The organism is Sphingobium sp. CR28, from assembly GCF_052327305.1.
Classification (GTDB): domain Bacteria; phylum Pseudomonadota; class Alphaproteobacteria; order Sphingomonadales; family Sphingomonadaceae; genus Sphingobium.
Window position 1 is genome coordinate 1,924,759 of sequence record NZ_CP182486.1, and the last position, 25,244, is coordinate 1,950,002.

General features: G+C 65.2%; 26 protein-coding genes. 18 read left to right on the forward strand and 8 right to left on the reverse strand.

Annotation, left to right across the window (positions count from 1 at the left end):
* Positions 1-2: 2 nt before the first annotated feature.
* On the forward strand, positions 3-593 hold the full coding sequence (locus ACNAOH_RS09205) for a DUF924 family protein (protein WP_443969892.1): 591 nt from the start codon (positions 3-5) through the stop codon (positions 591-593).
* A gap of 15 nt (positions 594-608) precedes the next feature.
* Here ACNAOH_RS09205 and ACNAOH_RS09210 read toward each other — a convergent pair whose 3' ends face one another.
* A complete protein-coding gene (locus ACNAOH_RS09210; protein WP_443969893.1) occupies positions 609-1,892 on the reverse strand; it encodes a cystathionine gamma-synthase family protein in 1,284 nt (427 codons plus the stop codon).
* 32 nt (positions 1,893-1,924) lie between these two features.
* Positions 1,925-2,734: a bifunctional DNA-formamidopyrimidine glycosylase/DNA-(apurinic or apyrimidinic site) lyase gene (gene mutM, locus ACNAOH_RS09215; RefSeq protein ID WP_443969894.1), complete on the reverse strand. Its 810-nt coding sequence runs from the start codon at positions 2,732-2,734 to the stop codon at positions 1,925-1,927.
* A gap of 113 nt (positions 2,735-2,847) precedes the next feature.
* On the opposite strand from mutM, the gene ACNAOH_RS09220 reads away from it, so the two are divergent.
* From ACNAOH_RS09220 to ACNAOH_RS09260, 9 genes are all read left to right on the forward strand, one after another.
* Positions 2,848-3,366, forward strand: a complete 519-nt coding sequence (locus ACNAOH_RS09220; protein ID WP_443969895.1) for a DUF1993 domain-containing protein — start codon at positions 2,848-2,850, stop codon at positions 3,364-3,366.
* 66 nt (positions 3,367-3,432) lie between these two features.
* Positions 3,433-4,386, forward strand: a complete 954-nt coding sequence (locus ACNAOH_RS09225; protein WP_443969896.1) for a DMT family transporter — start codon at positions 3,433-3,435, stop codon at positions 4,384-4,386.
* Positions 4,383-5,114 carry a class I SAM-dependent methyltransferase gene (locus ACNAOH_RS09230; RefSeq protein ID WP_443969897.1) on the forward strand — a complete coding sequence of 244 codons (732 nt, stop codon included), beginning with the start codon at positions 4,383-4,385 and terminating at the stop codon, positions 5,112-5,114. Before ACNAOH_RS09225 ends, ACNAOH_RS09230 begins: the two co-directional genes overlap by 4 nt.
* 10 nt (positions 5,115-5,124) lie before the next feature.
* The gene (gene ubiB, locus ACNAOH_RS09235) at positions 5,125-6,657 is read left to right on the forward strand and encodes a 2-polyprenylphenol 6-hydroxylase (RefSeq protein WP_443969898.1); all 1,533 of its coding nucleotides are present in this window, start codon (positions 5,125-5,127) and stop codon (positions 6,655-6,657) included.
* Positions 6,658-6,661: 4 nt separating this feature from the next.
* A complete protein-coding gene (coaBC, locus tag ACNAOH_RS09240; RefSeq protein WP_443969899.1) occupies positions 6,662-7,903 on the forward strand; it encodes a bifunctional phosphopantothenoylcysteine decarboxylase/phosphopantothenate--cysteine ligase CoaBC in 1,242 nt (413 codons plus the stop codon).
* Positions 7,887-8,354 carry a dUTP diphosphatase gene (gene dut, locus ACNAOH_RS09245; protein WP_443969900.1) on the forward strand — a complete coding sequence of 156 codons (468 nt, stop codon included), beginning with the start codon at positions 7,887-7,889 and terminating at the stop codon, positions 8,352-8,354. The genes coaBC and dut overlap by 17 nt, the downstream gene beginning before the upstream one ends.
* Before the next feature lie 35 nt (positions 8,355-8,389).
* Positions 8,390-9,157, forward strand: coding sequence for a HesA/MoeB/ThiF family protein (locus tag ACNAOH_RS09250; protein WP_443969901.1), 768 nt, complete (start codon positions 8,390-8,392; stop codon positions 9,155-9,157).
* A 13-nt stretch (positions 9,158-9,170) separates the two neighbouring features.
* Positions 9,171-9,545, forward strand: a complete 375-nt coding sequence (locus ACNAOH_RS09255) for a DsrE family protein (protein ID WP_443969902.1) — start codon at positions 9,171-9,173, stop codon at positions 9,543-9,545.
* 67 nt (positions 9,546-9,612) lie between these two features.
* Positions 9,613-10,695 carry a branched-chain amino acid aminotransferase gene (locus ACNAOH_RS09260; protein ID WP_443969903.1) on the forward strand — a complete coding sequence of 361 codons (1,083 nt, stop codon included), beginning with the start codon at positions 9,613-9,615 and terminating at the stop codon, positions 10,693-10,695.
* Positions 10,696-10,738: 43 nt separating this feature from the next.
* Here the strand turns inward: ACNAOH_RS09260 and ACNAOH_RS09265 are convergent, their stop codons facing one another.
* The 4 genes from ACNAOH_RS09265 to ACNAOH_RS09280 all read right to left on the reverse strand — a co-directional run bounded on the left by ACNAOH_RS09265 (position 10,739) and on the right by ACNAOH_RS09280 (position 15,457).
* Positions 10,739-12,118 (reverse strand): PepSY-associated TM helix domain-containing protein, encoded by a 1,380-nt coding sequence (locus tag ACNAOH_RS09265; protein WP_443969904.1) that lies wholly within the window; start codon positions 12,116-12,118, stop codon positions 10,739-10,741.
* Between the two features lie 2 nt (positions 12,119-12,120).
* The gene (locus ACNAOH_RS09270; protein WP_443969905.1) at positions 12,121-14,406 is read right to left on the reverse strand and encodes a TonB-dependent receptor; all 2,286 of its coding nucleotides are present in this window, start codon (positions 14,404-14,406) and stop codon (positions 12,121-12,123) included.
* A gap of 133 nt (positions 14,407-14,539) precedes the next feature.
* A complete protein-coding gene (locus tag ACNAOH_RS09275; RefSeq protein WP_443969906.1) occupies positions 14,540-14,938 on the reverse strand; it encodes a hypothetical protein in 399 nt (132 codons plus the stop codon).
* A 90-nt stretch (positions 14,939-15,028) separates the two neighbouring features.
* Positions 15,029-15,457, reverse strand: coding sequence for an organic hydroperoxide resistance protein (locus ACNAOH_RS09280; protein WP_443969907.1), 429 nt, complete (start codon positions 15,455-15,457; stop codon positions 15,029-15,031).
* Between the two features lie 165 nt (positions 15,458-15,622).
* Here ACNAOH_RS09280 and ACNAOH_RS09285 point away from each other — a divergent pair, with 165 nt between their 5' ends.
* Positions 15,623-16,120 (forward strand): MarR family winged helix-turn-helix transcriptional regulator, encoded by a 498-nt coding sequence (locus ACNAOH_RS09285; protein WP_443969908.1) that lies wholly within the window; start codon positions 15,623-15,625, stop codon positions 16,118-16,120.
* 6 nt (positions 16,121-16,126) lie between these two features.
* Here the strand turns inward: ACNAOH_RS09285 and ACNAOH_RS09290 are convergent, their stop codons facing one another.
* Positions 16,127-16,786: a TetR/AcrR family transcriptional regulator gene (locus ACNAOH_RS09290; RefSeq protein ID WP_443969909.1), complete on the reverse strand. Its 660-nt coding sequence runs from the start codon at positions 16,784-16,786 to the stop codon at positions 16,127-16,129.
* A 203-nt stretch (positions 16,787-16,989) separates the two neighbouring features.
* Between ACNAOH_RS09290 and ACNAOH_RS09295 the strand changes: the two genes are divergently transcribed.
* The 3 genes from ACNAOH_RS09295 (at position 16,990) to ACNAOH_RS09305 (ending at position 21,224) form a co-directional block, all read left to right on the forward strand.
* Positions 16,990-18,435: an efflux transporter outer membrane subunit gene (locus ACNAOH_RS09295; RefSeq protein ID WP_443969910.1), complete on the forward strand. Its 1,446-nt coding sequence runs from the start codon at positions 16,990-16,992 to the stop codon at positions 18,433-18,435.
* A gap of 78 nt (positions 18,436-18,513) precedes the next feature.
* Positions 18,514-19,659, forward strand: a complete 1,146-nt coding sequence (locus ACNAOH_RS09300; RefSeq protein WP_443969911.1) for an HlyD family secretion protein — start codon at positions 18,514-18,516, stop codon at positions 19,657-19,659.
* Between the two features lie 11 nt (positions 19,660-19,670).
* A complete protein-coding gene (locus tag ACNAOH_RS09305) occupies positions 19,671-21,224 on the forward strand; it encodes a DHA2 family efflux MFS transporter permease subunit (RefSeq protein ID WP_443969912.1) in 1,554 nt (517 codons plus the stop codon).
* Between the two features lie 8 nt (positions 21,225-21,232).
* On the opposite strand, the gene ACNAOH_RS09310 is transcribed toward ACNAOH_RS09305, so the two are convergent.
* Entirely contained in the window at positions 21,233-22,564 is a 1,332-nt protein-coding gene (locus ACNAOH_RS09310) for a NupC/NupG family nucleoside CNT transporter (RefSeq protein WP_443969913.1), read from the reverse strand.
* A 140-nt stretch (positions 22,565-22,704) separates the two neighbouring features.
* Here ACNAOH_RS09310 and ACNAOH_RS09315 point away from each other — a divergent pair, with 140 nt between their 5' ends.
* Genes ACNAOH_RS09315 through ACNAOH_RS09330 form a run of 4 tightly spaced genes read left to right on the forward strand, consistent with a single transcriptional unit; the run spans position 22,705 to position 25,242 of the window.
* On the forward strand, positions 22,705-23,364 hold the full coding sequence (locus ACNAOH_RS09315; protein ID WP_443969914.1) for a queuosine precursor transporter: 660 nt from the start codon (positions 22,705-22,707) through the stop codon (positions 23,362-23,364).
* A gap of 10 nt (positions 23,365-23,374) precedes the next feature.
* Positions 23,375-23,719, forward strand: coding sequence for a hypothetical protein (locus ACNAOH_RS09320; protein ID WP_443969915.1), 345 nt, complete (start codon positions 23,375-23,377; stop codon positions 23,717-23,719).
* 57 nt (positions 23,720-23,776) lie between these two features.
* Positions 23,777-24,682 carry an acetylglutamate kinase gene (argB, locus tag ACNAOH_RS09325; RefSeq protein WP_443969916.1) on the forward strand — a complete coding sequence of 302 codons (906 nt, stop codon included), beginning with the start codon at positions 23,777-23,779 and terminating at the stop codon, positions 24,680-24,682.
* Positions 24,682-25,242 (forward strand): hypothetical protein, encoded by a 561-nt coding sequence (locus ACNAOH_RS09330; RefSeq protein ID WP_443969917.1) that lies wholly within the window; start codon positions 24,682-24,684, stop codon positions 25,240-25,242. Before argB ends, ACNAOH_RS09330 begins: the two co-directional genes overlap by 1 nt.
* Positions 25,243-25,244 lie beyond the last annotated feature (2 nt).

A 25,244-nucleotide genomic window follows, 5' to 3' on the forward strand; every position in this document is an offset into this window, starting at 1 on the left:
CGATGGCATCGCAGCCGCCCTCCGGCCAAACGCCCCCCAGCGAAACCCCCGCTGGCGACTGGGCCGACGCGATCCTCGATTACTGGCTGAAGGAGCTGGGGAGCGAGGGCTGGTGGGTGAAGTCTGCCGCGACCGATGCCACGATCACGCGGCGCTTCGGCGCGCTCTGGGAGGAGAAGCAGGCCGACGCGCCCGCGAGTTTCCTTGGCCGCGCTGATACTGCGCTCGCCGCCATCCTCCTGTTCGATCAGTTCCCGCGCAATATGTTCCGGGGCGATGCGAAGGCCTTCTCCACGGATGCGCTCGCGCGGGAGATTGCGCGCGGTGCCATTGCGCGCGGCTATGATGTGCAGACCGGCGGGCCGGTTCGCGCCTTCTTCTATATCCCCTTCATGCACAGCGAGGATCTCGCCGATCAGGAGCATTGCCTCAAGCTCATCGACCAGCCGGGGCTGGAGGAGAATTTAGAGTTCGCGCGCAAGCATCACGCTGTTGTCGCGCGCTTCGGCCGCTTCCCCCATCGCAATGCCGTGCTCGGGCGGGAGAACCGCCCCGGCGAGGAGGAAGCGATCGCGGAAGGCGCGGGCTGGTAGCGGTTTAGGCGCTACTCACGCTGCTTCCAGCGCCTGCGCGATGTCCGCGATCAGGTCGTCGGGATGCTCGACGCCGATCGAGAGCCGGATGGTCGATGCCAGCACGCCGATCCGCTCACGCACATCCAGCGGCACCCCGCTGTGGGTCATCGCCGCCGGGTGGCTAGCCAGCGACTCGGTGCCGCCCAGGCTCACCGCGAGCTTGAGGATCTGGAGCGCGTTGAGGAAGCGGAACGCCGCTGCCTCGCCGCCCGCAATGTCGAAGGAGAAGGTCGATCCCGCGCCTGAGCACTGCCGCGCGAAGAGCTGGCCCACCCGCGATGCAGGGTCCGCGAAGGAGAGATAGTGCAGCTTCTCGACCTTGGGGTGGTCGCGCAGATACTCCGCGACGATGCGGGCATTCTCGTTGGCGCGGTTCATCCGCAGCGAGAGCGTTTCCAGGCTGCGCCCCAGCATCCAGCAGCTGTGGGGATCGAGCTGTGTCCCGATCGCGCTGCGGAGTGCGCGGACGGGTTTGAGCACTGCCTTCGATGCCAGCGCCGCACCCGCGATCAGGTCCGAATGTCCGCCCACATACTTGGTGAGCGAATAGAGCGAGATGTCTGCGCCGTGCTGGATCGGCCGCTGGAAGACCGGGCCGAGCAGCGTGTTGTCGCACATCACGACCGGGCGGTGTCCCTGCCGCGCGGCGATCTCGTCCGCCACGCGCTTCATCAGGGCGAGGTCGACGATCCCGTTGGTCGGGTTGGCGGGGCTTTCGACCAGGATTGCGCAAACGCGCCCCTTCGCCATCGCGGTCTCCGCCGCCGCGCGCACCTCGGCTTCGTCGATGCCATCTGCAAAGCCTACTGCCGCAACCTGTAGGTCGGCAAAGGTCTTCGCCAGCAGCGTCTCGGTGCCGCCGTACAGCGGCTGCGAATGAAGGATCACGTCGCCCGGCCGCGCATAAGCAAGCAGCGCCGTCGCGATGGCGGACATGCCCGAGGAGAAGAGCGCGCAGGCCTCCGTCCCTTCATAGACGGCGAGCCGGTCCTCTACGATCTCGCTGTTGGGATGGTTGAAGCGGGAATAGACGAGCCCGGCGGCGCTGCCGGCGGGAGGTTCCTTGCGGCCCGACGTGTAGTCGAAGAAGTCGCGCCCTTCCTCGGCGCTCTTGAAGACGAAGGTGGAGGTGAGAAACACCGGCGGCTTGACCGCGCCTTCGGAAAGCTCGGGGTCGAAGCCGTAGTTCAGCATCAGCGTTTCGGGGTGGAGGCTATGGTTTCCGATCCGGGTTTTGTTCGGGCGCGGCGCAGTCATGTGTTGTTCTCCTTCGCCCACATTTTTTTGGGCTAAGTCTGGCAGGATGGACAATAGAAGGTTGAGCGGCCGGAATCGACCCGTCGGCTGACCGTTCCGCCGCACGGGCAGGTCTCCCCTTCGCGCCCATAGACGCGCCAGTCCTTGGCGAAGTAGCCCAGCTCCCCGTTCGGCCGGGCATAGTCGCGCAGCGTCGATCCGCCAGCGGCGATGGCGGCAGTAAGCACATCGCGAACGGCGTCCACGAGATGCGCAAGCTTCGCCTTCGATATGCCGCCCGCTGCGCAGGTCGGAGCAATGCCCGCCATGTTGAGCGCTTCGCACACATAGATGTTGCCCAGGCCGGCGACGATCCGCTGGTCTAGCAGCATCGCCTTGATCGGCGCGGCGCGTCCGGAGAGTGAGGCGGCGAGGCGCGCCGCCGTGAAGTCCGGTCCCAGCGGCTCCGGGCCCATTGCCGCAAAAGCGGGGTAGGCAGAGAGTGCCGAACTGGAGACAAGATCGACGAAGCCGAAGCGGCGGGGATCGTTGAGAGCAAGATCGTGCTGGCCGGTATGAAGCAGCAGATGATCGTGCTTGCCGATCTCTGCCGGGTCGATCCGCCAGCGCCCTGACATGCCGAGATGGAAGATCATCGTGTCGCCCCGGTCGGTATCGATCAGGCCATATTTCGCGCGTCGTCCCAGCGCGACGACCTGCGCGCCAGTGAGGCGCTGGCGCAGGTCGACGGGGAATGGGAAGCGGAGGTCGGCCCGGCGGGGCTCGACGGCGACAAGTCTTGCGCCGTCGAGAACGGAGCGGAGACCGGCGACGGTGGTTTCAACTTCTGGAAGTTCAGGCATATGAGCAATGTAATAGGACGTTCGGCTCCGGCCAATGCGAAGAGAAACGTAGCATATTGCAACTTATCCCCTTTGCGGTAAGGCTCTGCGCACCCTCACCAAAGAGTTTTCCCGTGCAGATCAGCATGTATGACGCGTCCGTACCGATTTTCGTGAAGATGCTCACCAACATGCGGAGCTGGCTCGACAAGGCGGCGGCCGAAAAGGACGAGGCGACGATCCTCGAAGCCAGGCTCGCTCCGGACATGCGAGCCTTCCCCGCGCAATATCAGATGGCGTCCGACTCCGCGAAAAACGGCATTGCGCGTCTCGCGGGGATTGCCCCGCCCGCTATGCCCGATACGGAGTCGAGTTTTGCAGACCTACGCGAGCGCTGCGACAAGACCATCGCCTTCATCCAGAGTGTCGACCGCGCGCTTATCGACGAGAGCGCAGACCGGCGGGTCGAGATCCGCTTTCCGCAGGGCCACGGCTATGGCTTTGCGGGCCTCGATTATCTCACCAGCTTTGCGCTGCCCAACTTCTTTTTCCACGCGACCACTGCCTACGCGATTCTGCGGGCGCAGGGCGTGAGCATGGGCAAGCCCGACTTCCTCCAGCATATGGGCCCGCCTAATCTCGGCCCTGCCTGATCGGTTTGCCGCTGACGCGCGATCGGCGCGTGCCAGACGGTGCGCGGCTCGCTAAGTGCTGACGCTATGAAGACCGACCGCGGCGACATGCGCGCCTACGCCATGCTCATGATCGTGATGCTGCTCTGGGCAGGCAATACGATCGTGGGCCGGGCGGTGCGCGAGGATGTGCAACCCTTCACGCTTGCGCTGGTTCGCTGGGCCGGCGCTCTGTGCCTTCTGCTTCCCTTCGCACTGCCGACCTTGATTCGCGAGGGGCGCGCCATTGCGCAGGGCTGGTTCCCGATCCTTCTGCTGGGGCTCCTGGGCATCGGCGCGTTCAATGCGCTTCTCTATTCCGGCCTGCGGGAAACCACGGCGACCAACGCCATGCTGCTTCAGGCCGGTATTCCCGCGCTGGTGCTTCTTCTGGATGGCGTGTTGTTTCATGTCCGCCCCCGCCGCTGGCAGGTCATTGGTGTCTTCTTCTCGACGCTGGGCGTATCCGTGATCGTCTTTCAGGGCGATGTGGGAAAGGCGATGGGGCTGCATTTCGGCCATGGTGACCTCTTCATTCTCGCCGCCGTGGTTGCATGGGGTTTCTACACGGTGCTGCTGCGACTGCGTCCCGCCATTTCGCCCGTGAGTTTCATCGCCACCACCTTTGCGATCGGCGTGTGCGCCATGGCGCCGCTTGCCTTCATGGAGTTGAGCAGCGGCGGGATGTCCGTGCTCGGCCCGCGTCTCATCGGCGGCTTCGTCTATGTTGCGATTTTCCCGTCGCTCATTGCCTATTCCATCTTCAACGCAGCCGTCGCGCGGATTGGTCCGGGCAGTGCCGGGCAGGCGATCACTTTGATGCCGCTCTTTGGGGCTTTGCTCTCGGCCCTGCTGCTGGGAGAGACGCTGCACGGCTATCATGCCGTGGGCATGGCGCTGATCCTTATGGGCATTGTCGTCACGGCGCTGCACGGGCGCGGTGGCGCGGCGCAAGACTCCGCTGGCACCGACCCGGTGGCGCCGCTAGAGCGGGCGTCATGAACGACACAGCATCCTTCGGTTATCGCGATGTTCCTGCGCAGGAGAAAGCGGGCCTCGTGCGTGGCGTCTTCTCCGGCGTCGCCCCCAAATACGACCTGATGAACGACGCCATGTCCGGCGGCATGCATCGCGTATGGAAAGACCAGTTCGTGCGGCGGCTCAAGCCTCGCGCGGGCGAAGCCATCCTCGACATGGCCGGGGGCACGGGCGACATCGCCTTCCGGATTCTGAAGTCCGGCGCTCAGGTGACGGTCGCGGACATCAATCCGGAGATGCTCGCCGTGGGCGTGGCGCGGGCGCGGAAGAAAGGCATCGATGGGCTGGTCTGGGCGGAAGAAAATGCCGAGACGCTCAGCTTCGCCGACAAGAGCTTCGACGGCTACACAATCGCATTTGGTATCCGCAATGTGACGGACATTCCGGCGGCTCTCAGGGAAGCCCATCGTGTGCTCAGATATGGTGGCCGGTTCTTCTGTCTCGAGTTCTCGACCACGGTCTGGCCGGGCTTCTCGGATGTATACGATGCCTATTCGCACAAGCTCGTTCCGCAACTGGGCAAGCTGTTCGCCGGCGACGCCGAGAGCTACCGCTATCTCATCGAATCAATCCGCCGCTTCCCGGACATGCCGACTTTTGCCCGCATGATCGCGGATGCCGGCTTCGCCCAGGTAAAGGCCGAGCCGATCCTTGGTGGGCTCGTCGCGATCCATAGCGGCTGGAAGGTCTGACCGCCCGCGCATGACTGCTCACGCAACGCATCTCTGGCGCCTGCTCAAATGGGGCCGCACGCTTGCCCGCCACGGCGGGCTCAAGGGCATCGAGCAGGACAGGAACACCCCCGCTCCGGTCAGGCGACTGGCCCGCATCGCGAGACTTGGCGCGCGTGTGCCGAAGCAGCCGCGCTATGCAGAGGCCTTCCGCGCGATCGGTCCCGCTGCGATCAAGCTGGGCCAGACTCTCGCGACTCGCCCCGACCTCGTTGGGGAGGAGGCAGCGCGCGATCTCCTGAGCTTGCAGGACGCATTGCCGCCCGTTCCGTTCGCGGCAATCCGCGACCAGATCGAGGGCAGTTTCGGCGTACCGCTCGACGTGCTGTATGCGCAGTTCGATCCGGTGCCGGTCGGTGCGGCATCCATTGCGCAGGTCCATAAGGCCGTGACGCTCGATGGTCGCACCGTCGCGGTGAAAGTGCTTCGTCCCGGCGTCGAGCGGCGTTTCGCCCGCGATATCGAGACCTATGAATGGGCGGCGGCGCATCTCGAGCGGTTCGGCAGTGAAGCGGCGCGGCTGCGGCCTCGCCTCGTCATCGCCAATATGAAGCGCTGGACCGCTCGCGAGCTGGATCTGCGGCGTGAGGCGGCCTCCGCGTCCGAACTTGCCGAGCATATGGCAAGCGTGCCCGGCTATCACATTCCCACGATCGACTGGGACCGGACCACCGGCCGCGTCATGACGCTGGAGTGGATAGACGGCATCAAGATCAGCAACCGTGCCGCCTTGGTCGCCGCCGGGCATGATGTGAGCGCTATTGCCGCGCGGCTGGTCAACGCCTTCCTGAAGCAGGCGATCGCCGACGGCTATTTCCATGCCGACATGCATCAGGGCAATCTCTTCGTGAAGGCGGACGGGACGATCGCGGCGATCGACTTCGGCATCATGGGACGGATCGACCGGCGCGCGCGGCTGTGGCTGGCGGAAATTCTCTACGGTCTCATCACCGGCAACTACGCCCGAGTGGCCGAAATCCATTTCGAGGCGCAATATGTGCCGGCGCATCACAATGTCGCGGAGTTCGCGACCGCCCTGCGCGCCGTGGGCGAGCCGATGCGTGGCAAGCCAGTGAGCGAGCTTTCAGTGGGGCAGATGCTGGACGGTCTGTTCGCCATCACCCGCGATTTCGATATGCAGACCCAGCCGCACCTCCTTCTTCTCCAGAAGACGATGGTGATGGTGGAAGGCGTTGCGACGATGCTCGATCCCGCCATCAACATGTGGGATGTCTCCGGCCCCTATGTGAAGGCGTGGCTGCGCGACGAACTCGGCCCGGAAGCGAAGCTTGCCGACACGCTGCGTGAGAACATGATTACGCTCGCCCGTCTGCCCGATCTCATCCGTCGCATCGAGGACCGCTATCCTCCGGCGGGCGGAGCGCCGCCTCCGCCGCCGCTCCCGGAGATCAAGCTGATGCGCGTGGGCAGTGGCTGGCGCTATGGGCTGACCGCGATCGCCGCCGCCGCTCTTGGGGCGGGGGCGATGTGGGTGCTAGGATAGCGCAATGAGCAAGCGCATCCTCCTCATCGTCTCGGGCGGCATTGCTGCCTACAAGTCGCTTGAGCTGGTGCGCCTGCTGCGGCGGGAAGGCATTGCGGTGCGCGCGGTGATGACGCAGAGCGCGAAGCAGTTCGTGACGCCGCTCTCTCTTGGCGTCCTCACTGAGGACCATGTCTATGGCGACATGTTCGATCTCAAGGAAGAGCGCGAGATTGGCCATATCGAGCTCAGCCGTCAGGCCGACCTGATCGTCGTCGCGCCCGCGACGGCCAACATCCTCGCAAAAATGGCGGCAGGCATTGCCGACGATCTGGCGAGCACGCTGCTGCTCGCGACCGACAAGCCCGTGTTGACCGTGCCCGCGATGAACGTGCGGATGTGGCATCACAAGGCAACGCAGCGGAACCTCGCACAGCTCCGCGCGGACGGCATCCATGTGATGGAGCCGGACGAAGGCGTGATGGCCTGCAACGAGTGGGGGCGGGGCCGCCTGCCCGAGCCCCCTGCCATCGTTGCGGAGATAAAGGCGCTGCTTGCTGTGCCGCGCGGGCTCGATCCATTGGCTGACCAGCCCGATTTCGCCGATGAGGAACGCGTTTCGCGCCTTGCGGGCAAGCATGTGCTGGTCACCGCGGGGCCGACGCACGAGCCGATCGATCCGGTGCGGTACATTACCAATCGCTCGTCGGGCAAACAGGGTTTCGCTATCGCTGCGGCTGCAGCCCGTGCGGGCGCAAGGGTCACAATGGTTGCCGGACCAGTCGGCCTGCCGACGCCCACAGGCGTCACGCGAGTTGATGTCGAGACCGCGCGCGAGATGCTCAGCGCAGTCGAGACGGCGCTTCCCGCCGACGTTGCGATCATGGTTGCAGCCGTGGCGGACTGGCGCTCGGCGGACGAGGCACCGCGCAAACTCAAAAAAGACGGCGCCGGCGCCCCAGCGCCGCTGGAGCTTATCGAAAATCCGGACATTCTCGCGATCATTGGCGCCTCGCCCCATCGCCCCGGTCTCCTCATTGGCTTCGCTGCCGAGACCAACGATGTCGTCCCCCATGCGAAGGCCAAGCTTGCGAAGAAGGGTGCGGACTGGATCGTCGCCAACGACGTGTCGGGAGATGTGATGGGCGGCACGCATAACGCCGTGCATCTCGTCACGGCTGCGGGCGTCGAGAGCTGGAGCGAGATGCCCAAGGACGCCGTGGCTGCGCGGCTGGTGGAGAAAATTGCCGATGCCCTTAGTGAGTGAAGCCGTGCCGGTTAAGATCAGGCGTCTGCCCCATGGCGGGGGGCTTCCGGTTCCGGCCTACGCCACAGCGGGCGCCGCAGGCATGGACGTGGTCTCCGCCGAGGATGTGACGTTGCCACCGATGGGCCGGCACGCCGTCGCCACCGGGTTCGCGCTTGCGATTCCCGACGGCTACGAGATTCAGGTGCGGCCGCGCTCGGGTCTGGCGCTCAAGCATGGCATTTCGCTGCCCAATACGCCCGGCACGATCGACAGTGACTATCGCGGGGAGTTGAAGATCATTCTGGTCAATCTGGGTGAAGAGCCGTTCGTCATTGCGCGCGGCGATCGCATCGCGCAGCTCGTGCTGGCGCCCGTGACTCTGGCGAGCCTGATCGAAGTAGCCGAGCTGGACGAGACAGTGCGGGGCACGGGCGGCTTCGGCTCGACCGGCGTGGCGAGTGTCGCCTGACTCGACTTGTCGTCTGCGCCGCCTAGACTGATCCCATGAGTCTCACCGACGCCCAGATCGAACGTTACCAGCGCCACCTGCTGCTGAAGGAGATCGGCGGCGCAGGGCAGGCGCGGCTGCTCTCGGCGCAGGTCGTGGTGATTGGCGCGGGCGGCATTGGCTGTCCGGCAATTGCCTATCTGGCGGCTGCGGGCGTGGGGACGATCCGCGTGATCGACCCGGACCAGGTTTCCCTCTCCAATCTTCAGCGCCAGATCCTGTTCGGCACGCATGATGTCGGCGCCCCGAAAGCGGAAGTCGCGCGTGACGCGGTCGCGCGGCTGAACCCGGACTGTCATCTCATCCCGATCAACATGCGCATCGACGCCGGCAATGCCGCAGTTCTGCTGCGGGACGCGGATATCGTGCTCGATGGCTGCGATAATTTCCCGACCCGCCTCGCCGTGTCGGACGCCGCCACGCATCTGCGCGTGCCGCTCGTCAGCGCGGCGGTCGGCCAGTTCGAGGGGCAGATCGGAGTCTGGCGCGGATGGGAAGCGGGCCAGCCCTGTTATCGCTGCCTTGTCGGTGATGCGCCGGGCGATGGCACGCGCGACTGCGCCAGTGAAGGCGTGCTGGGTGCGCTCACGGGAGTCATCGGCGCGATGGCGGCGCTGGAAGTGATCCGTGCGCTCGTGCCCTTTGGCGAATCGATGACCGGGGGTCTGCTCGTCGCGGATCTGCTGGCCCAGCGCTATCGGTCGATGCACGTGCCCAAGGATGCCTCTTGCCCCGCCTGCGCTGTCATGACGGCGGACGCGTGACGACGTCGCGATCATGAGCGGAAGGCCGCCGCTGGCCATGATTGTCGCGACGGACGATGCCGAGCGGCTGCGCGCCGCTCTCATGCTCGCGCGATGCGAGATCGCGCTGGGGGGATCTGCCCGCCTCTTCGCGCAGGGCCGGGCCGTCCGCCTTCTCACGCAGGGAGAGGAGCAGCCGGAGGACGCATCATGGATCGCCGCTGGCGAAGCGGCCTTGGCCGATCTGCTGAGCGAAGCGCTTGAGGACGGGGTGGCGGTGGTGGCCTGCCAATCCGGGCTTGCCTTGGCCGCAGTTTCGGCTCAGCAACTGGAGCCGCGGATCGCCATTGGCGGGATGATCGGCTTCCTTGCGGATCTTACCCAAGAGGCGCGATTGCTATTCACCTGAGGATGACACGCGCGACATTTCATGTTAATCGCGCGCCGAATCTTGAAATAAACGAGAAGTCTGACTGATGAGTGCCTTCACTGTGCTGCCGTCGCCTAACCTGACATCGGACGATCAGCGCGCCGCGCTGATGGCTGACCCCGGCTTTGGCCGGGTCTTCACGGATCATATGGTGACAATCCGCTATACCGAAGGACAGGGCTGGCACGACGCAGTGCTTGGCCTTCGTCAGCCAATCCCGCTCGATCCCGCTGCAGCAGTGCTGCACTATGCGCAGGAGATCTTCGAGGGCCTGAAGGCTTACAGATTGCCGGATGGATCGATCGCGAGTTTCCGCCCGGAAGCGAACGCCGCGCGGTTCAATGCCTCCGCCCGCCGGCTCGCCATGCCCGAGCTGCCGGAAGAGCTGTTCATCGAGAGCATCCGCCAGCTTGTCGGCATCGACCGGGACTGGGTGCCGGGCGCGGACAAGGGCACGCTCTATCTGCGTCCCTTCATGTTCGCGAGCGAAGCATTTCTGGGCGTCCGCCCTGCTCGGGAATATATCTATTGCCTCATAGCCTCTCCGGTGGGCGGCTATTTCAAGGGCGGAAAATCAGCCGTTACGCTGTGGGTCAGCCAGGATTATGTGCGCGCCGTTCCCGGCGGCACGGGTTCGGCCAAATGCGGCGGCAATTACGCCGCGAGCCTCCTGCCGCAGGCCGAGGGGATCGATCATGGCTGCGATCAGGTGCTGTTCCTGGACGCTGTCGAGCGCAAGTGGATCGAGGAACTTGGCGGCATGAACGTTATGTTCGTGATGACGGACGGGACGATCGTCACTCCGCCGCTGGATGGCTCCATCCTGCCGGGCGTGACGCGTGATACGCTGCGCCAGCTTGCCGGTGAAGCGGGCTATACCGTCAAGGAAGAGCGCTACAGCATCGATCAGTGGGAAGCCGACGCCAAGAGCGGCCGCCTCCGGGAGTGCTTCGCGTGCGGCACGGCGGCCGTCATCACGCCGATCGGCGAAGTGAAGAGCCGCAACGGCGGTTTCGTCATCGGCAATGGCGACGGCGGCGAAGTGGCCCGCGCGTTGCGCGAGACGCTTGTCGGCATCCAGACCGGCACGCGGCCGGACACTCATGGCTGGATGACGCGGCTCGCGTGAAGGCAGGAGGGCGGGGGCTCGACCCCTCCGCCTCCGGCCGCCTTTACGCGCTTGCGGCGCGTGTCGGCACACCCAGCCAGCGGGCGAGGCCCGGTATATGCGGCAGCACCAGCCGCTCGAACAGCCAGAGCGCCAGCAGCGAGGCAGCGAGCAACGGAAGCAGTGCGGCGAGCACAAGCAGGATCGCGACGACTCCGCCCATGCGGCTGGGCACGCTGGCAGGGGGCGGGGCGCCCAGCGCATCCTCGGGCTTGCGTCGGCGCCACATGACGAACCCACTCACGGCCATGGTGACGAGGCCAACTGCGGTCAGCACGCCGATAAGCTGATTGACCCAGCCGAAGAGCTGACCCTCGTGCCACGCAATGCCATAACCGACGATGCGGTCAGCGAGATGGCCGTCGGCAAAGCCTTCGCGTGAGAGCTCCTCTCCTGTCGTGCCGTCATAAGTGATGGAGGCGCGCAGGGGACGGTTCTGGGCCTCGGACCGAATGGTCCAGGCCATGACTCCCGGTCGTCCGAACGGACCCGGCGCTCCGGGCGGCGTGACGATCACCGGAAAGGCCAGCGTCTCCCCGCGCGCCTTCGCCACCATGGCGTCCAGCGTGATCGGGGAGGCAGCCGCGACCGGCATGGGCGGCATCGCGTGCATCATCGCAGCATGGTCATGTTCGGCGTGCGGATCGCCTGCGGGCGAGGGGGCTTCGCCGCCCAATGTCCAGTCTTGCTCGCCTTTGACCCAGCCGAGCTCCGTACGGACGGTCTTGAACGCGCTTCCCCATAGTCCTGCCCAGGGCAAACCGGTGGTGAGCAGGACCAGCACCAGCCCGGATATCCAGAAGCCGGTGACGGCGTGCAGGTCACGCCAGAACATGCGCTTGCCTTTGCCAAGGCGGGGCCAGAGCACGCCGGCCAGTCCGGTGCCGCGTGGCCACCAGAGATAAAGGCCAGTGAGCACCAGCACGATTCCCCAGCTCGCCGCGAGTTCCACCAGCCAGCTTCCCCGTTTGCCCAGCAGCAGCTGCCCGTGGATATCCTTGTCGATCTCCATGAGGCGATCTTCCGGCCTGATGCTCCCCAGCACCGCGCCCTGCGGCGAGACGAAAATATCGCGCATCGACCCGTCCTCAGAGCCCGCGACATGGATCATCGCCGCGTCGCCGGGCCGCTCGGGCAGACGGTAGCTGTTGAAGCGTGCGCCGGGAAATGCGGCGAGTGCCGCTTCGACCTGCTTGCCCGGTGAGACGGCGCCATCGGTGGGCAAATTCTGGAAGGCTCGCTCCTCCCATCGCTCCACCTGCGGTTTGAACAGATAGAATGCGCCCGTGACCGAGAGCAGAAGAATGAAAGGAATGATGAACAGTCCGGCATAGAAGTGCCAGCGCCAGAGCATGCGATAGAAGGCAGCGCGATCGAAGGTCATGGTCAGAACCTCGCCTTGATGTCGGCCACGAACGTCCGCTGCGGCAGCGGATGCGAGACATAGGCCTGATCGTCGAAGATGTTGTCGATGCCGACGCTCAGTTCGAACGTCTTGTTGAGCGCGAAGGATGCCCGGCTGTCGACGAAGAAATATTCGGTCTGGAAGCCATAGGCGCCGCCGCGCACTAGCCCCAGCAGATCGGAATTGGGCCGGGTCGCAAAGCGCCAGCCCAGCGAGAGCTTCACCGGCTCGGCCACTTGGTAGCGGATATTGCCGTTTGTTCGCCAGCGCGGGATGCGCGGAAACTGGACGCCCTCGGCGCGGGGATCGGCCATGTTGCGCAGCGTCCTTGCGTCGGTCCAGGCGACGTTGCCGTCGATGTCGAGGCCGGGAAGGATATTCTTCATTTCTGCGATCAGTTCCACGCCCACTTGCCGCATCCGGTCGACATTCTTGTAGGAGCTCACAACGGTGCCGAACTGGTTCAGACCCTGAAAGCTGAAGATCGCGTCGTCTATGTCCTGCCAGAAGATACTCGCCGTCGTGCGCAGCTTGCCGAAGCTGTGGCCGAGGATGAGGTTTGCGTCTTTCGATTTCTCGGGGCGCAGATTGGGATCGAAGCTCTGCGGATCGATGATACCGAGGTCGGTGTCGAACCGGCCCTGAAACAGCTCGCCCACAGTCGGGAACCGCTTGGCCGTGCCGAAACTCAGCTCCAGGTCTATGGCGCCCGGCAATCTACCCTGGAGACTGAGCTTGGGGCTGATCGAGGAGTCGCTACGGCTGGCATAGGCGGCGTCTTGGCGCACACCCCGCACGAGCCCGGAAATGCCGCCGTCAAAGGCGCGCCAGCGATCGTAACGCAGGCCTCCGGTCAGTGTGAACTCTTGGCCGAGCGACCAGGCATCCTCGATCCACACCCCCCACAGGCTCGTCTTGCCCTGCGTGGCGGCCGTGAAGCGCGGATCGCTCGCCGTTCGCCAGTTGGCCGTGCTGAAGGTCCGTTGTGCGGTCTCGTAGAGATTGGCGTTGAGGCCGAAGGCAATCATGTGAGCACCGAACGCGCGCTCCGCGGTCGCGTCTCCGGTCCACCAGCCCGGATCGTCCTGGATCGTCCGCGTGCCCGCCCCGGAGGATGCGCCGGTCGCATAGTTGATCGAGGTCCGGGCGTCTTGGGTGGGGATCCAGTAGTGGGAAACATTGGCCGAAACATGCCAGCCAGCCAGCGGTCCGGCGAGTTTGAGTCCGGCCAGATATTCGGTGCGCCGCGTGGTCGAGAAATTGAGGCCGGTCGCGTTCCAGACCTGACCCTCATAGGAGACGCGCCCCTGATAGACGGGATTGCCGTTCGCGTCGGTCAGGAAGCTGCGCGGGTCGGTCAGATCCTGCCGTGTCTTCCAGAGGAACCCCAGCCCCTCGATCGTCCAGCCGCCTTGCGTCTCATAGCCGATCCGCAGCCGCGCCTGATCCTGCACGACATCCACCGGGGAGGCGCCGCCGAACACGGGCGTTGCAAGGCGCTTGTCGTCATAGGCGCCGGTCACGGGCGTCGCTGCGCCCGTGCCGGTAGCGCGACCGAGCAGATTATAGGTCATGGACTGGCCGGTATTCTCGAAATGCCGGAACCCGCCCCGGACGCTCCACGGGCCGTTCTTCTGCTTCCAGCCAAGCCCCCCTTCCACGCTATAGCCCGTGAAGGTCTCGTCATAGCCATAGTCCTTGAACGGCATGACCATCGCCTGCGCGGTGCCATAGCCGGAGATGCCCTCGGTCGGCTCCTGCGTGGTGACGGAGATCACGCCGCCCATGGAGTTGCCGCCATAGCGCGCGGAATAGGGGCCATAGACGATGTCGAACTGGCGCACTTCGGAAGGGCCGACGACATTCCATTTGGGCGGGAAGTCCCACCGGTTGCCGAGGAAGTTGGACACGACGAAGCCGTCGACCAGAACGATCGTCCGTGCGCTCTGGATCGTGTTGGCGCCGCGCAGCGCGACCACGGCATTGTCATCTCCGGCGAAGCGTTTGCGCACATAGAAGTTAGGTGCGTACTTCATCAGGTCTTCGACGTTGACGGCGTTGATCGCGTCGAACTCTTCTTTCCCGAGCGAAACAGAGAGGCCACGCGGCACGACGGTGATGGGTGCCTCCTTCTGGCCGATAACCAGAATCAAGTCGTTTGGAGCGGTCTCGGCTTCCGCCGGGACGACGGATGGGAGGGGTGCCTGCTGCGCGACGGCAGGCGTGGCGACCAGTGCGGTCGCGAGCGCGAAATGGGAGATATGCAAAGGGAGTGCCCCCGGAATCTGAAGTCATGGATGGCGGGTTGGGCGCTCGTGCAAGATGCCTTCAAAAGGCATCACGCCGGCGCAAAGCCCGGACATGGGAATGGCGGTCACCCTTGTGGGAGCCGCGCTTGCTTCAGCGTGTGGAGGGTGGGCCGATCGCCGGGGGAGGCGGCGCGGCAAGGCGCTGGATCGTCAGGTCCGCGATCGCGGCGCCGAATGGCAGCAGGATCGTCGGGAGCGGCGGAACCGCCAACGGGAGCGGCGTGAAGGGCGCCAGCAGATTGCCCGCGAAGCCACCCGCAAAGGTGCAGGGATGGTCAGCCGCCTTGTGCTGATCGGTCGGCGCAGGGTCGCGGCGGTCGATGACCACGCTGGTCGGGCCATAGCCGGTGCAGAGCTGGACGACGATCTTGCCGTTCGTCTCGACGGGCATGAAACCGGTGGGCACAAAGGTGCGCAGAAGCAGGACAAGCAGCACCGAGGCAATGAACACGCCGCGTGCCCTTGCCGAGTTCCTGATCCACCCCGTCATGCGCGCCTGCTAGACTTTCCGCGCGCCGCTGTCATCTGCGTTGAAGGGGGTAGGCAAATTGCCCACCCCCTCATGCGTACTTTCACTGCGTCAGGCGACGCTGATCTTGACCTCGATATTGCCGCGCGTGGCGTGGCTGTAGGGGCAGATGGTGTCCGCCTCTGCGACCAGTGCTTCGGCCGCGGAGCGCTCGACGCCGGGCAAGGTGATGACCAGTTCCGCCGCGAGGCCGAAGCCCTTGTCGCTGCGCGGACCGATGCCAACCGTGGCGGCGACCTTCGCATCGGAAGGAACGCGGGGCAGGGACTTGTCCTGCGAGGCGGCATATTTCAGCGCACCGAGGAAGCATGCGGCATATCCCGAAGCGAACAGCTGCTCGGGATTATTGCCTTCGCCATTGCCGCCCAGTTCCTTGGGCGTGGCGAGCGCCACTGAGAAGCTGCCGTCGGTGGTGGCAGCCTTGCCGTCGCGGCCGCCGGTCGCTTCGGAGGTGGTGGAATAAAGAATCTTGGTCGCCATGATCATGTCCTTCCTTACATCTGCTTCCGGGGGCACGGACGGGTAACGCCCTCTATTTAATCGATCACGATTAGATCGTGTGCGATCTATCTATAAGTGATTCGTGGGAGCGTCAACCCTTGCGATTAAATCGCGTGCGATTTATATTCGGCGCAGGAGGTTTCTATGATGATATCGGGTGAGCGTGAGACAACGGAGCCCGGCGGCGGCCCCGGCCCCACCGAAGGCGCACCGGATCTCGACGCGTTCCTTTGCTTTGCGCTCTATTCCGCCGGGCTGGCGCTCAACCGCGCGTATAAGCCGCTGCTGGATCGTTACGGGCTGACCTATTCGCAATATCTGCTGCTGGTCGCGCTGCGCGCACAGGAGGATCAGACCGTCAGTGAGCTGGGCGAACAGCTCTTTCTGGAAAGCAACACCCTCACGCCGCTCATCAAGCGACTGGAGTCGGCAGGACTCGTCCGGCGGCGTCGCGACACAAAGGACGAGCGCGTCGTTCGCGTTTCGCTGACGGATGAGGGGCAGACGCTGATCGGGGAAGCATTGGCCTGTGTCCCGAGCCAGATGGCCAACGCAATGGGAATGCCAGTCGAGGAACTCATCGCGCTGAAGGATCAGGTCGTGCGGCTGAGAGATCAACTTCTCGAAAGCCGGGCGCAGTAAGGGAGTCTATGCGGAGGACGGGCCGGCACCCGTCACGCCTTCCAGTAATGCGTCAGGATCTTTGGCGTGGGCACGCAGAAACATGATCGCGGCGCGCCGGGCGCGCGCGTCCTTGTCTTGGTTGGTGATCGGCTTTCCGATGCCCCACAGCTTCTCGAAATGATAATGCGCCGCTGCCAGCATGACCAGATCGCGGCCCGCCTCGAGATAATCGTCCGTCCAGAGAAGATGGCCGAAATGGGCACGCAGATGCTCGCTGATCATCGTCTGGGTGCGGCCCGGCCCATGCTCGTAGAAAATGCGAGCGAGTTCGGGATTGTTGTGAACGACCGGCGCCATCAGACGCTGCATCTGATGAATGATCGGAGAGGTGACCTTTTCGATGACCGATCGGCAGAGGCGGGTGAGCGCATCGACTGGCGCGCCTTGTGTCCCGGTGTCGACGGCGCTGCGAAAGGCGGCGGCGGTCTCGTCGATCACAGCGACCAGAAGTTGCTCTTTTGACGGGAAGTAGCTCCAGAGCGTGCCCTTCGATCCGCCGAGGGCAGCGGCAATGGCGGACATGGACGTCCCATCATAGCCATGCTCGAAAAACTGGTCGCGCGCGACGGCGATGATCTGCGCCCGGCGCGCCAGTTTCTGGGCCTCTCGTTTTCCCAACTTCATAACCGGACCATATGGTACGGTTAATGAGCAATGCAAGCACGAAAGAGAGCGAGGCATATCGGCGGTTCCGTAGCCTCTTCCTACTGCTGAGCACGCGGCTAACCAGATATAATTGTACCGGGCAGTATGATTCATGTTGACTTCGCGATGGGGACTCGCCAGATCGAAGCCGTACCAACAAGTACGGTGACAAGGATTCGAACATGCTGTTCGCCGGTTTGCGTGGGCCTGCGCTGCTGCTGGCCGCTTCTGCGATGATGAGCGCCTGCGCGCCGGTGCCCAATCTGGGCGTGGCCCCTGCCATGCGCTCGCCGGAGAAGCTCGGCTCGAGTCGCAGCCTTTCCGATGCCGGCGCAGCCGACGCCGCCGTTTCCGCCCAATGGCCGGCGGACAGCTGGTGGCAGGCTTATGGGGATGCCCAGCTCGATGCCCTGATCCGCGAAGCGCTGACCGGCTCACCGGATCTTGCCGTGGCGACGGCGCGGCTGCGTCAGGCGCAGGGCTATGCCCAGCAGGCCGGCGCCGCGCTGCTCCCGTCCATCGATGCCACCGGCAGCGCCGGCTATGTCGAGCAGAGCCAGAATAACGGCATTCCGCCAGCCTTCGTGCCGAGCGGCTGGGAGCAGACCGGGCGCGTGAGCATCGGCTTTGCCTTCGATCCCGACCTCTGGGGCCGCAATCGCGCGGCGCTTGCTGCCGCGAAGTCGGATGAGGAGGCAGCACGCTATGGCGTCGCGGAAGCTCGCCTTGCCCTGACGACGGCCATTGCCTCCAACTATGCCGAGCTGACCCGCCTCCATGTCCAGCGGGCGGTGCTCGCGGCAACGCTCACCAATCGCGAAGAAGCGCTTTCGCTGGTCAGCGGCCGCAATCGCGCTGGCCTCGACAGCGATCTCGCGTTGCGACAGGCGCAGAGCCGTGTCCCCGCAGCCCGCGCCGAGCTTGCCGCCACAGATGAAGCCATTGCCCTCACCCGCAACGCGATTGCCGCATTGCTGGGGGATGGCCCAGACCGCGCCCTGACCATCACGCCCCCCACTCTTGTGGTGGAGCAGGTGCGCGGCGTTCCGGCCGACGCCTCGATCGCCCTCATAGGGCGTCGGCCGGACATCGCTGCAGCGCGCGCGGGTGTCGAGGCGGCAGCAAGCCGTATCAAGGTCGCCCGTGCCGCCTTCATGCCGAACATCAGCCTCTCCGGGCTCATTGGCCTCCAGTCGCTCGGTTTCAGCCAGCTCTTCGAGAGCGGGTCGCGCTACGGCAATGCCGGCGCCGCAATCACGCTGCCGATCTTCCGGGGTGGCGCTCTTGCCGGGCAATATCGCGGCGCGCGCGGCACCTATGATGAGGCCGTGGCCCATTATGACGGCACCCTCGTCGAGGCGTTGCGGCAGGTTGCCGATGCCATGGCCAGCCGACAGGCCCTCGGCCACCGTCTGACGGAGACGCGGCTCTCGCTGCAACATGCGACGGAGGCGCACGCCCTTGCGCGCCGCCGCTACGAGGCCGGGCTTTCGACTTATCTGGACGTGCTCACCGCGCAGGACGCCGTGCTTCAGGGCCGCCGGACCGTCGCGGATATGGAGACGCGGGCCTTCTCGCTGGACGTGACGATGGTTCGCGCCCTTGGCGGCGGCTTCACTCACAGCTGACATTTCCCTTTTCTTCAGCGGCGCGTGCGGCACCAGACTGCCCGCCGGACTCAGGACCAGAACGAAAGACCTCGCACCATGGACACTGCAACGCCTGAAGCTGCCCCGGACGAAGCCCCTGCCAACCGCACTGCGACGCGTCGCAAGCTGTTCATCGGACTGGGTGTCGCCGTCGTCGTCGTGGCTGCCGCCGTCTGGCTGCTGGTCGACCGGGACCATGTCTCAACCGACAATGCCTATGTGAACGCCGAGGTCGCGCAGGTGACGCCGCTGGTTTCCGCGCCTGTCGCGGCGCTTGCCGTCATCAATACGCAGACCGTCAAGCGCGGCGACATACTCCTGCGTCTCGACGATACTGATGCCCGGCTGGCGCTGATGCGCGCCGAGGCCGAGTATCAGCGGGTGCGCCGTCAGTTCGGGCAGATCGTGGCGCAGGGCAGTGCGCTTCAGGCGCAGGTGAACGCAGGCTCGGCTGATGTGGAACGCGCGCGGGCGCAGGTCGGCGTTGCCACGGCGGCATATGAGAAGGCCCGGATCGACCTTGAGCGCCGCACGTCGCTTAATGGCACAGGTGCCGTCTCCGGCGAGGAGCTGACGGCATCCCGCAATGCCTATGCCTCCGCACAAGGCAATCTCGCGGAGGCTCGCGCGGGTCTGGAAGCCGCGCTGGCCTCGCGCAAGGCGGCTTCGGGCAATCGCTCCGCGAATGACGCGCTCGTTTCCGGCTCGACGGTCGATACCAATCCCGATGTCGCGGCGGCGAAGGCGCGGCTGGATCAGGCGCGGATCGATCTCGCGCGCACCGTCATTCGCGCGCCGATCGACGGCATTGTCACCAATCGCAATGTTCAGGTCGGTCAGCGCGTGGCGGCGGGCATGCCGGTGATGACGATCGTCCCGGTCGCGGCCGCCTATGTCGATGCCAATTTCAAGGAAGGGCAGCTCGGCAAGGTCCGGGTCGGTCAGCCGGTCGAGTTGACCTCGGACTTTTACGGGTCCGATGTCGTCTATCATGGCCGGGTCGCGGGCTTCTCTGGCGGCACGGGTTCGGCGCTTTCGCTCATTCCCGCGCAGAACGCCACGGGCAACTGGATCAAGGTCGTCCAGCGCCTGCCGGTGCGCGTGGCCCTTGATCCGCGTGAGCTGGCTGCGCATCCGTTGCGCGTGGGTCTATCGATGGAAGCGAAGATCGATATTTCGGGCGACAGCGCGCGCGGCAAATGAGCGAGGCGGCGATGACCGGACCGCAGACCGGGCAGTCGGACAGCGACGGCCCCAATTATCTCAGCGGCACGATGCTGGTGCTGGCCGGCGTGGTGCTGGCTGTCTCCAACTTCATGGTGGTGCTCGATACGACCATCGCCAACGTCTCGGTTTCGCACATTGCCGGCGGTCTCGGCATTTCGCCGAGCGAAGGCACCTGGGTCATCACCTCCTATTCCGTGGCGGAGGCGATCTGCGTCCCGCTTACGGGCTGGCTTGCCCGGCGCTTCGGCACGGTACGGGTGTTCGCGGGTGGCATGGCCGGCTTTGGCCTGTTCTCGTTCCTGTGCGGTTTCGCGCCCACGCTGGGCGCGCTTGTCGCGTTCCGCATTGGTCAGGGCATATGCGGCGGGCCGCTGATGGCGCTCAGCCAGACGCTGCTCATGCGCGTCTTCCCCAAGGACAAGCAGGCGATGACGATGGGCATCTGGGCGATGACCACGCTCACGGCGCCGATCTTCGGCCCGATCCTCGGCGGCACGATCAGCGACAACTGGGGCTGGCACTGGATTTTCCTTATCAACATTCCCATTGCCATCGGCTGTTCGCTCGCGGCGCTGATCATCCTGCGCAAGGCGGAGACGGAGCGCTTTGCTGACCGCATCGACGGCATTGGGCTGGGTCTGCTGATCCTGTGGGTCGGCGCGCTTCAGCTGATGCTGGATCTTGGGCGGGAGCATGACTGGTTCGGTTCTCCGATGATCGTCACGCTCGGCGTGGTGGCAGCCGTCGGTTTCTGCGCTTTCCTTATCTGGGAGCTGACCGAAGAAACGCCGATCGTGGATCTGCGCGCCTTCCGAAGGCGAGGTTTCACGGTTGCGGTGCTGGCGCTGGTGTCGTGCTTCGGCGCCTTCTTCGCCAGCCTTGTCATCATTCCGCTCTGGTTGCAGGGCGCAATGGGCTACACCGCGACTTGGGCGGGCTATGCGACGGCGTTCAACGGCGTCGCCGCCGTCATTATGGCGCCCATCGTCGCCCGGCTGATGGGCAAGGTGGATCCGCGCGCGCTGGTCTTCTTCGGGGTGAGCTGGCTGGGTTTCACCTCGCTGCTGCGCGTCTTCTGGTGGCAGAGCGGTTCGGATTTCTGGACCCTGGCCCTGCCTCAACTCATCCAGGGTGCGGGCATGCCCTTCTTCTTCATTCCGGTTACCACGCTCGCGCTCGGCGCCGTGGCCGAGGAGGAAACGGCGTCAGCGGCCGGCGTCATGAACTTCCTGCGGACCATGGCGGGCGCTGTCGCCGTCGCGATTGCGAGCACTTACTGGTATGATGGCGCTCAGCAAAAGCGCGCGGCCCTGTCCGGCGTTCTCAATGGTGCGCAGAACACCGTGGATCAGCTCACCGCGCGCGGTTTCAGCCCCGAGCAGGCGCGACTGATGGTCAGCCAGCTCGTCGATCAGGAAAGCGTCGCGCTGGCAACCAACTCCACCTTCATGACGATGGCGGTCATCTTCATCGTCTCGGCATTCATCATCTGGCTGGCGCCGCGTCCACAGCGCGCGGTCTCGCCCGGCGCCGCGCACTGATCGGCTGATTATCCCAGGCTGAGCATCAGGCCCGCGAGGGCCGCGCTCATCAGGTTGGCGAGGCTCCCGGCCACCAGCGCCTTGATGCCCAGCCGGGCAATCACGGGGCGCTGGTTCGGCGCCAGATTGCCGGTCACGGCCATCTGGATGGCAATGGAAGAAAAGTTGGCGAAACCGCACAGCGCAAAGGTGACGATAGCGACTGTGGCGGGCGAGAGTGCTGCCTGCGCATTGCCGAGCTCGATGAAGGCAACGAATTCGTTGAGCACGACTTTGGTGCCGAACAGGCCACCGGCGATCTGCGCTTCGCTCCACGGGATGTTGAGCAGCAGCATGACCGGCGAGAAGAGCTTGCCGAGCAGCATCTGGAAGCTCAGCTCCGGGTGGCCGAACCAGCCACCGACGCCGGCCAGCAGGCCATTGGCGAGCGCGACGAGCGCGACGAAGGCGAGCACCATCGCGCCGACCGCGACGGCGAGCTTGACGCCGGTCTGAGCGCCTTGGGCTGCTGCCATGATGATGTTTGCAGGCTTTTCCTCGTCATGGGTCGTCTCTGGCATCGGCTCGCCGGGCGTACCCTCGGGCAGCAATGCGGCGGGACCGCGACCGCTGATGCGCACGTCCGGCAAATGGATATTGCCCTCGTCGGCCGGCGCCAGCGGCAGTTGGCCCTGCGCGGGCTCGTGCCCGTCCGGCATGATGATCTTGGCCATGAGGATGCCGCCCGGTGCGGCCATGAAGCTCGCGGCGAGCAGATAGTCGATCTTGATGCCCATGGAGGCATAGGCCGCCAGAATCGTGCCAGCCACGCCGGCCATGCCGCTGGTCATCACTGTGAAGAGCTGAGGCGGCGTCAGGCTCGCGAGATAGGGCCGGATCACGAGTGGGCTCTCGCTCTGCCCCACGAAGATGTTCGCCGCGGCGCACAGGCTCTCGACCTTGGAGACGCCCGTCACCTTCTCGATCCCGCCACCCACCCAGCGCACGATGAACTGCATGACGCCCAGATAATAGAGGATGGAAACGAGGCTGGCGAAGAAGATGATAACCGGCAATGCCGCGATGGCGAAGCTGGTGCCGCCGACTTCCGGCCGGGCAAGCGGCCCGAAGATGAAGTCCGTGCCGGCCTGCGCATAGTGCAGCAGATTGCCGACACCGCGCGACATGCCGGCGATTACCGCCTTGCCGGCGGGCACATAGAGCACCAGCAGCGCGATGCCGGCCTGCATGGCGAAGGCAGCGCCGATGACGCGCGGGCGTATCGCGCGCCGATTGGACGAGAGCAGGAATGCGACAGCGAGGATGAGCGCAATGCCCGCGAGACCAATGAGAATCTTCATGTGTTGGCGCGTGCTGCCCCTTTGCGCGGCAGGACCGGCCGCGTGACGCCTTAGCCACCACAGCCGCAGGTGAATTGCAAGCACGCCTGCTCTTCCCGGCCACTCTTCCCTTGGCTGCGCAATGCCGATAAGCCTCGGCGATGACCGAACCCGCCGTCCGCGCCAAGCCGCTCCAGCCCACATGGTCGCTTTTCGTCTTCGCGGTGCTTTATGGCGGTATGTGCATCACGGCCGGACTGCTCGGCGTCAAGCAGGTGGCGCTGGGACCGCTCGCGGTGGAAGCGGGCATTTTCGCTTTCCTGCTGCTGGTCATTCTCTCCAGCGCGGTTGCCGAGTTGCACGGCCAGCGAACCGCGACGCTGCTGGTTCGCCTTGGCTTCGTGCCGCTCATCGTTTCGGCGCTCCTCATTCAGCTGGTCCTCGCGCTCCCGCATGATCCGGGCATGTATCCGCCCGCGATCGAGGCCTTCCCCGTCGTCGTCGGGCAGAGCGCGCGGATGATGATCGCAGGGCTTATTTCCTACGGTATTTCGCAGACGCTCAACGTGCTCATTTTCGCAAAGCTCAAAGGCTCGGGCGAGGGCGGGCGACTGGTCTGGCTGCGTGGCATGGTCGCGAGCGTGATCTCGCAGATCATCGATACCCTGCTCTTCATCACGATCAGCTTCTATGGCGAGCGGGCCATATTGGACCTCATGGTCGGGCAGATGATTGCCAAGGTCGCGCTCTCCATCCTGCTCGTCCCGCCGCTCATCACGCTGGCGGTGGCCGTGGGCAGGCGGCTGGACGCGAAGGACTGAGGCGCCCGCTATGGCGAGAGCGGATCGTCTTGAGCGTCTCGACGCGCGCCGGGCCGAGATGGAGCGCGACTATACCGACGTGCTGATTGGCGCTCTGCGCACCACGGCAGCGGGGCGCTGGGGCCTGTTCGATCATCAGCGAGATAAGGCCGCGCGGGCGCGCGTGGCGCCGGTCGTGGCACAGTTGCAGGAACTGGCCGAGGAGATCGACGAGGCGCGGGAGCAGCTCGCAATGGAGCCATTCGCGCTCCACCGGGAGTTTCTTGGCGCGCGCGGGCCGGTCTCGTCCAGCGCGGTGGGTGAGCCGAAACAGGCGCAGGCATGGCTCGCGCGGCTGGGTGTGTCGGCGTCCTGATCGCCCTGCCATCCCGATTTCTTGCAGCTTTGCCGCGATGGCCCTAAACGCGCGCGCATGACTGATCGCTACGCTCCCGATCCCGCCCTGCTCGCCAGAGCCGAGACCCTCACCGAGGCGCTGCCCTACATGCAGCGCTATGCCGGCGAGACCTTCGTGGTGAAATATGGCGGCCACGCCATGGGAGACCCGGAAGCGGCGCGCGATTTCGCCGAGGACGTCGTCCTTATGAAGATGGTCGGCATCAATGTCGTCGTCGTTCATGGCGGCGGGCCACAGATCGGTGCGATGCTCAAGAAGCTGGGTGTCGAGAGCCGATTCGTGAACGGTCTGCGCGTGACCGATGCGGAGACCGCCACGATTGCCGAGATGGTTCTCGCCGGATCGATCAACAAGGAGATCGTCGGCTGGATCGCGGGCGCGGGCGGGCGCGCTGTCGGTATCTCCGGCAAGGATGCCGGGCTGGTGCTGTGCGAGAAGGTGGGTGACAAGCGGGCGCCCGATCCCAACAGCGGCATCGAGCGCAATGTCGATCTCGGCTTCGTAGGCGATCCGGTGAAGGTCGACCGGCGCATTCTGGATTCGCTCTCGCGCGATGGCATTATTCCAGTGGTCGCGCCTGTCGGCATGGGGGCGGACGGCCACACCTATAATGTGAATGCGGACACCATGGCGGGAGCGATCGCTGCCGAACTAAAGGCGCAGCGCTTCTTCCTGCTGACGGATGTGCCGGGCGTGCTCACCAAGGACAAGGAACTGCTGACCGATCTCGATCCTGCCCGCATCGATGGGCTGATCGCGGACGGCACCATCTCGGGCGGCATGATTCCCAAGGTCGAAACCTGCGTCAGCGCCGTGGAAGGCGGCGTCGGCGCGGCCGTCATTCTGGATGGGCGGGTGCCTCACGCCATGCTGCTCGAAATCTTCACGGATCAGGGCGCGGGCACTCTGGTGCATCTGTGATGCGCCGCCGGACCGGCGCGCTGCTGGCGGGCATCGCTCTTCTGGCGGGCTGCAACGCGTCGCCGGAGACGGGCAATAGCGCAACCGGTACTGCAGCCGGTCTTCGCGATCCTGCGACCGCTGGCGTTGCGCCTGGGATGGGCGAGGCCGTCGCGGCCAATGCCACCGCGGCGCCTGAACCGGCGGAAATGAAGGGCCAACTGGGCGCGCGTCATGTTCTGGGTCTTTGGGCCGAGGCGCTGGAGCGCGGCGACTGGGCGACGGCCCGGGCGCAATGGGGGAATGGAGGCGCCATGAGCGGGCGCACGCCGGCTCAGTTTGCTGCGGAGTACGCCCGCTATCGTCAGGTCAAGGTCGAGATCGGCCGGGGTCAGGCCGATGCGGGCGCCGGTTCGCTTTTCTTCGTGGCACCAGTCGTGGTTTCGGGCATCACCCGGGAAGGCGAGCCTTTCAGAGGCGAGGGCAGAGCCTATCTGCGCCGGGTCAACGATGTGCCGGGCGCCAGTGCGGAGCAGCTGCGCTGGCATATCGAGCGGATGGAGCTGAAGGAAGTGCCCTGACG

Coding starts and splice junctions, on each gene's coding strand:
- ACNAOH_RS09315 (WP_443969914.1), top strand. CDS start 22,705: ATGACCGAACCCGCCGTCCGCGCCAAGCCGCTCCAGCCCACATGGTCG.
- ACNAOH_RS09255 (WP_443969902.1), top strand. CDS start 9,171: ATGAGCGGAAGGCCGCCGCTGGCCATGATTGTCGCGACGGACGATGCC.
- argB (WP_443969916.1), top strand. CDS start 23,777: ATGACTGATCGCTACGCTCCCGATCCCGCCCTGCTCGCCAGAGCCGAG.
- ACNAOH_RS09275 (WP_443969906.1), bottom strand. CDS start 14,938: ATGACGGGGTGGATCAGGAACTCGGCAAGGGCACGCGGCGTGTTCATT.
- ACNAOH_RS09320 (WP_443969915.1), top strand. CDS start 23,375: ATGGCGAGAGCGGATCGTCTTGAGCGTCTCGACGCGCGCCGGGCCGAG.
- ACNAOH_RS09295 (WP_443969910.1), top strand. CDS start 16,990: ATGCTGTTCGCCGGTTTGCGTGGGCCTGCGCTGCTGCTGGCCGCTTCT.
- ACNAOH_RS09205 (WP_443969892.1), top strand. CDS start 3: ATGGCATCGCAGCCGCCCTCCGGCCAAACGCCCCCCAGCGAAACCCCC.
- ACNAOH_RS09300 (WP_443969911.1), top strand. CDS start 18,514: ATGGACACTGCAACGCCTGAAGCTGCCCCGGACGAAGCCCCTGCCAAC.
- ACNAOH_RS09280 (WP_443969907.1), bottom strand. CDS start 15,457: ATGGCGACCAAGATTCTTTATTCCACCACCTCCGAAGCGACCGGCGGC.
- coaBC (WP_443969899.1), top strand. CDS start 6,662: ATGAGCAAGCGCATCCTCCTCATCGTCTCGGGCGGCATTGCTGCCTAC.
- ubiB (WP_443969898.1), top strand. CDS start 5,125: ATGACTGCTCACGCAACGCATCTCTGGCGCCTGCTCAAATGGGGCCGC.
- ACNAOH_RS09305 (WP_443969912.1), top strand. CDS start 19,671: ATGACCGGACCGCAGACCGGGCAGTCGGACAGCGACGGCCCCAATTAT.
- ACNAOH_RS09210 (WP_443969893.1), bottom strand. CDS start 1,892: ATGACTGCGCCGCGCCCGAACAAAACCCGGATCGGAAACCATAGCCTC.
- ACNAOH_RS09225 (WP_443969896.1), top strand. CDS start 3,433: ATGAAGACCGACCGCGGCGACATGCGCGCCTACGCCATGCTCATGATC.
- ACNAOH_RS09310 (WP_443969913.1), bottom strand. CDS start 22,564: ATGAAGATTCTCATTGGTCTCGCGGGCATTGCGCTCATCCTCGCTGTC.
- ACNAOH_RS09230 (WP_443969897.1), top strand. CDS start 4,383: ATGAACGACACAGCATCCTTCGGTTATCGCGATGTTCCTGCGCAGGAG.
- ACNAOH_RS09265 (WP_443969904.1), bottom strand. CDS start 12,118: ATGACCTTCGATCGCGCTGCCTTCTATCGCATGCTCTGGCGCTGGCAC.
- ACNAOH_RS09260 (WP_443969903.1), top strand. CDS start 9,613: ATGAGTGCCTTCACTGTGCTGCCGTCGCCTAACCTGACATCGGACGAT.
- ACNAOH_RS09250 (WP_443969901.1), top strand. CDS start 8,390: ATGAGTCTCACCGACGCCCAGATCGAACGTTACCAGCGCCACCTGCTG.
- ACNAOH_RS09290 (WP_443969909.1), bottom strand. CDS start 16,786: ATGAAGTTGGGAAAACGAGAGGCCCAGAAACTGGCGCGCCGGGCGCAG.
- ACNAOH_RS09330 (WP_443969917.1), top strand. CDS start 24,682: ATGCGCCGCCGGACCGGCGCGCTGCTGGCGGGCATCGCTCTTCTGGCG.
- mutM (WP_443969894.1), bottom strand. CDS start 2,734: ATGCCTGAACTTCCAGAAGTTGAAACCACCGTCGCCGGTCTCCGCTCC.
- dut (WP_443969900.1), top strand. CDS start 7,887: ATGCCCTTAGTGAGTGAAGCCGTGCCGGTTAAGATCAGGCGTCTGCCC.
- ACNAOH_RS09285 (WP_443969908.1), top strand. CDS start 15,623: ATGATGATATCGGGTGAGCGTGAGACAACGGAGCCCGGCGGCGGCCCC.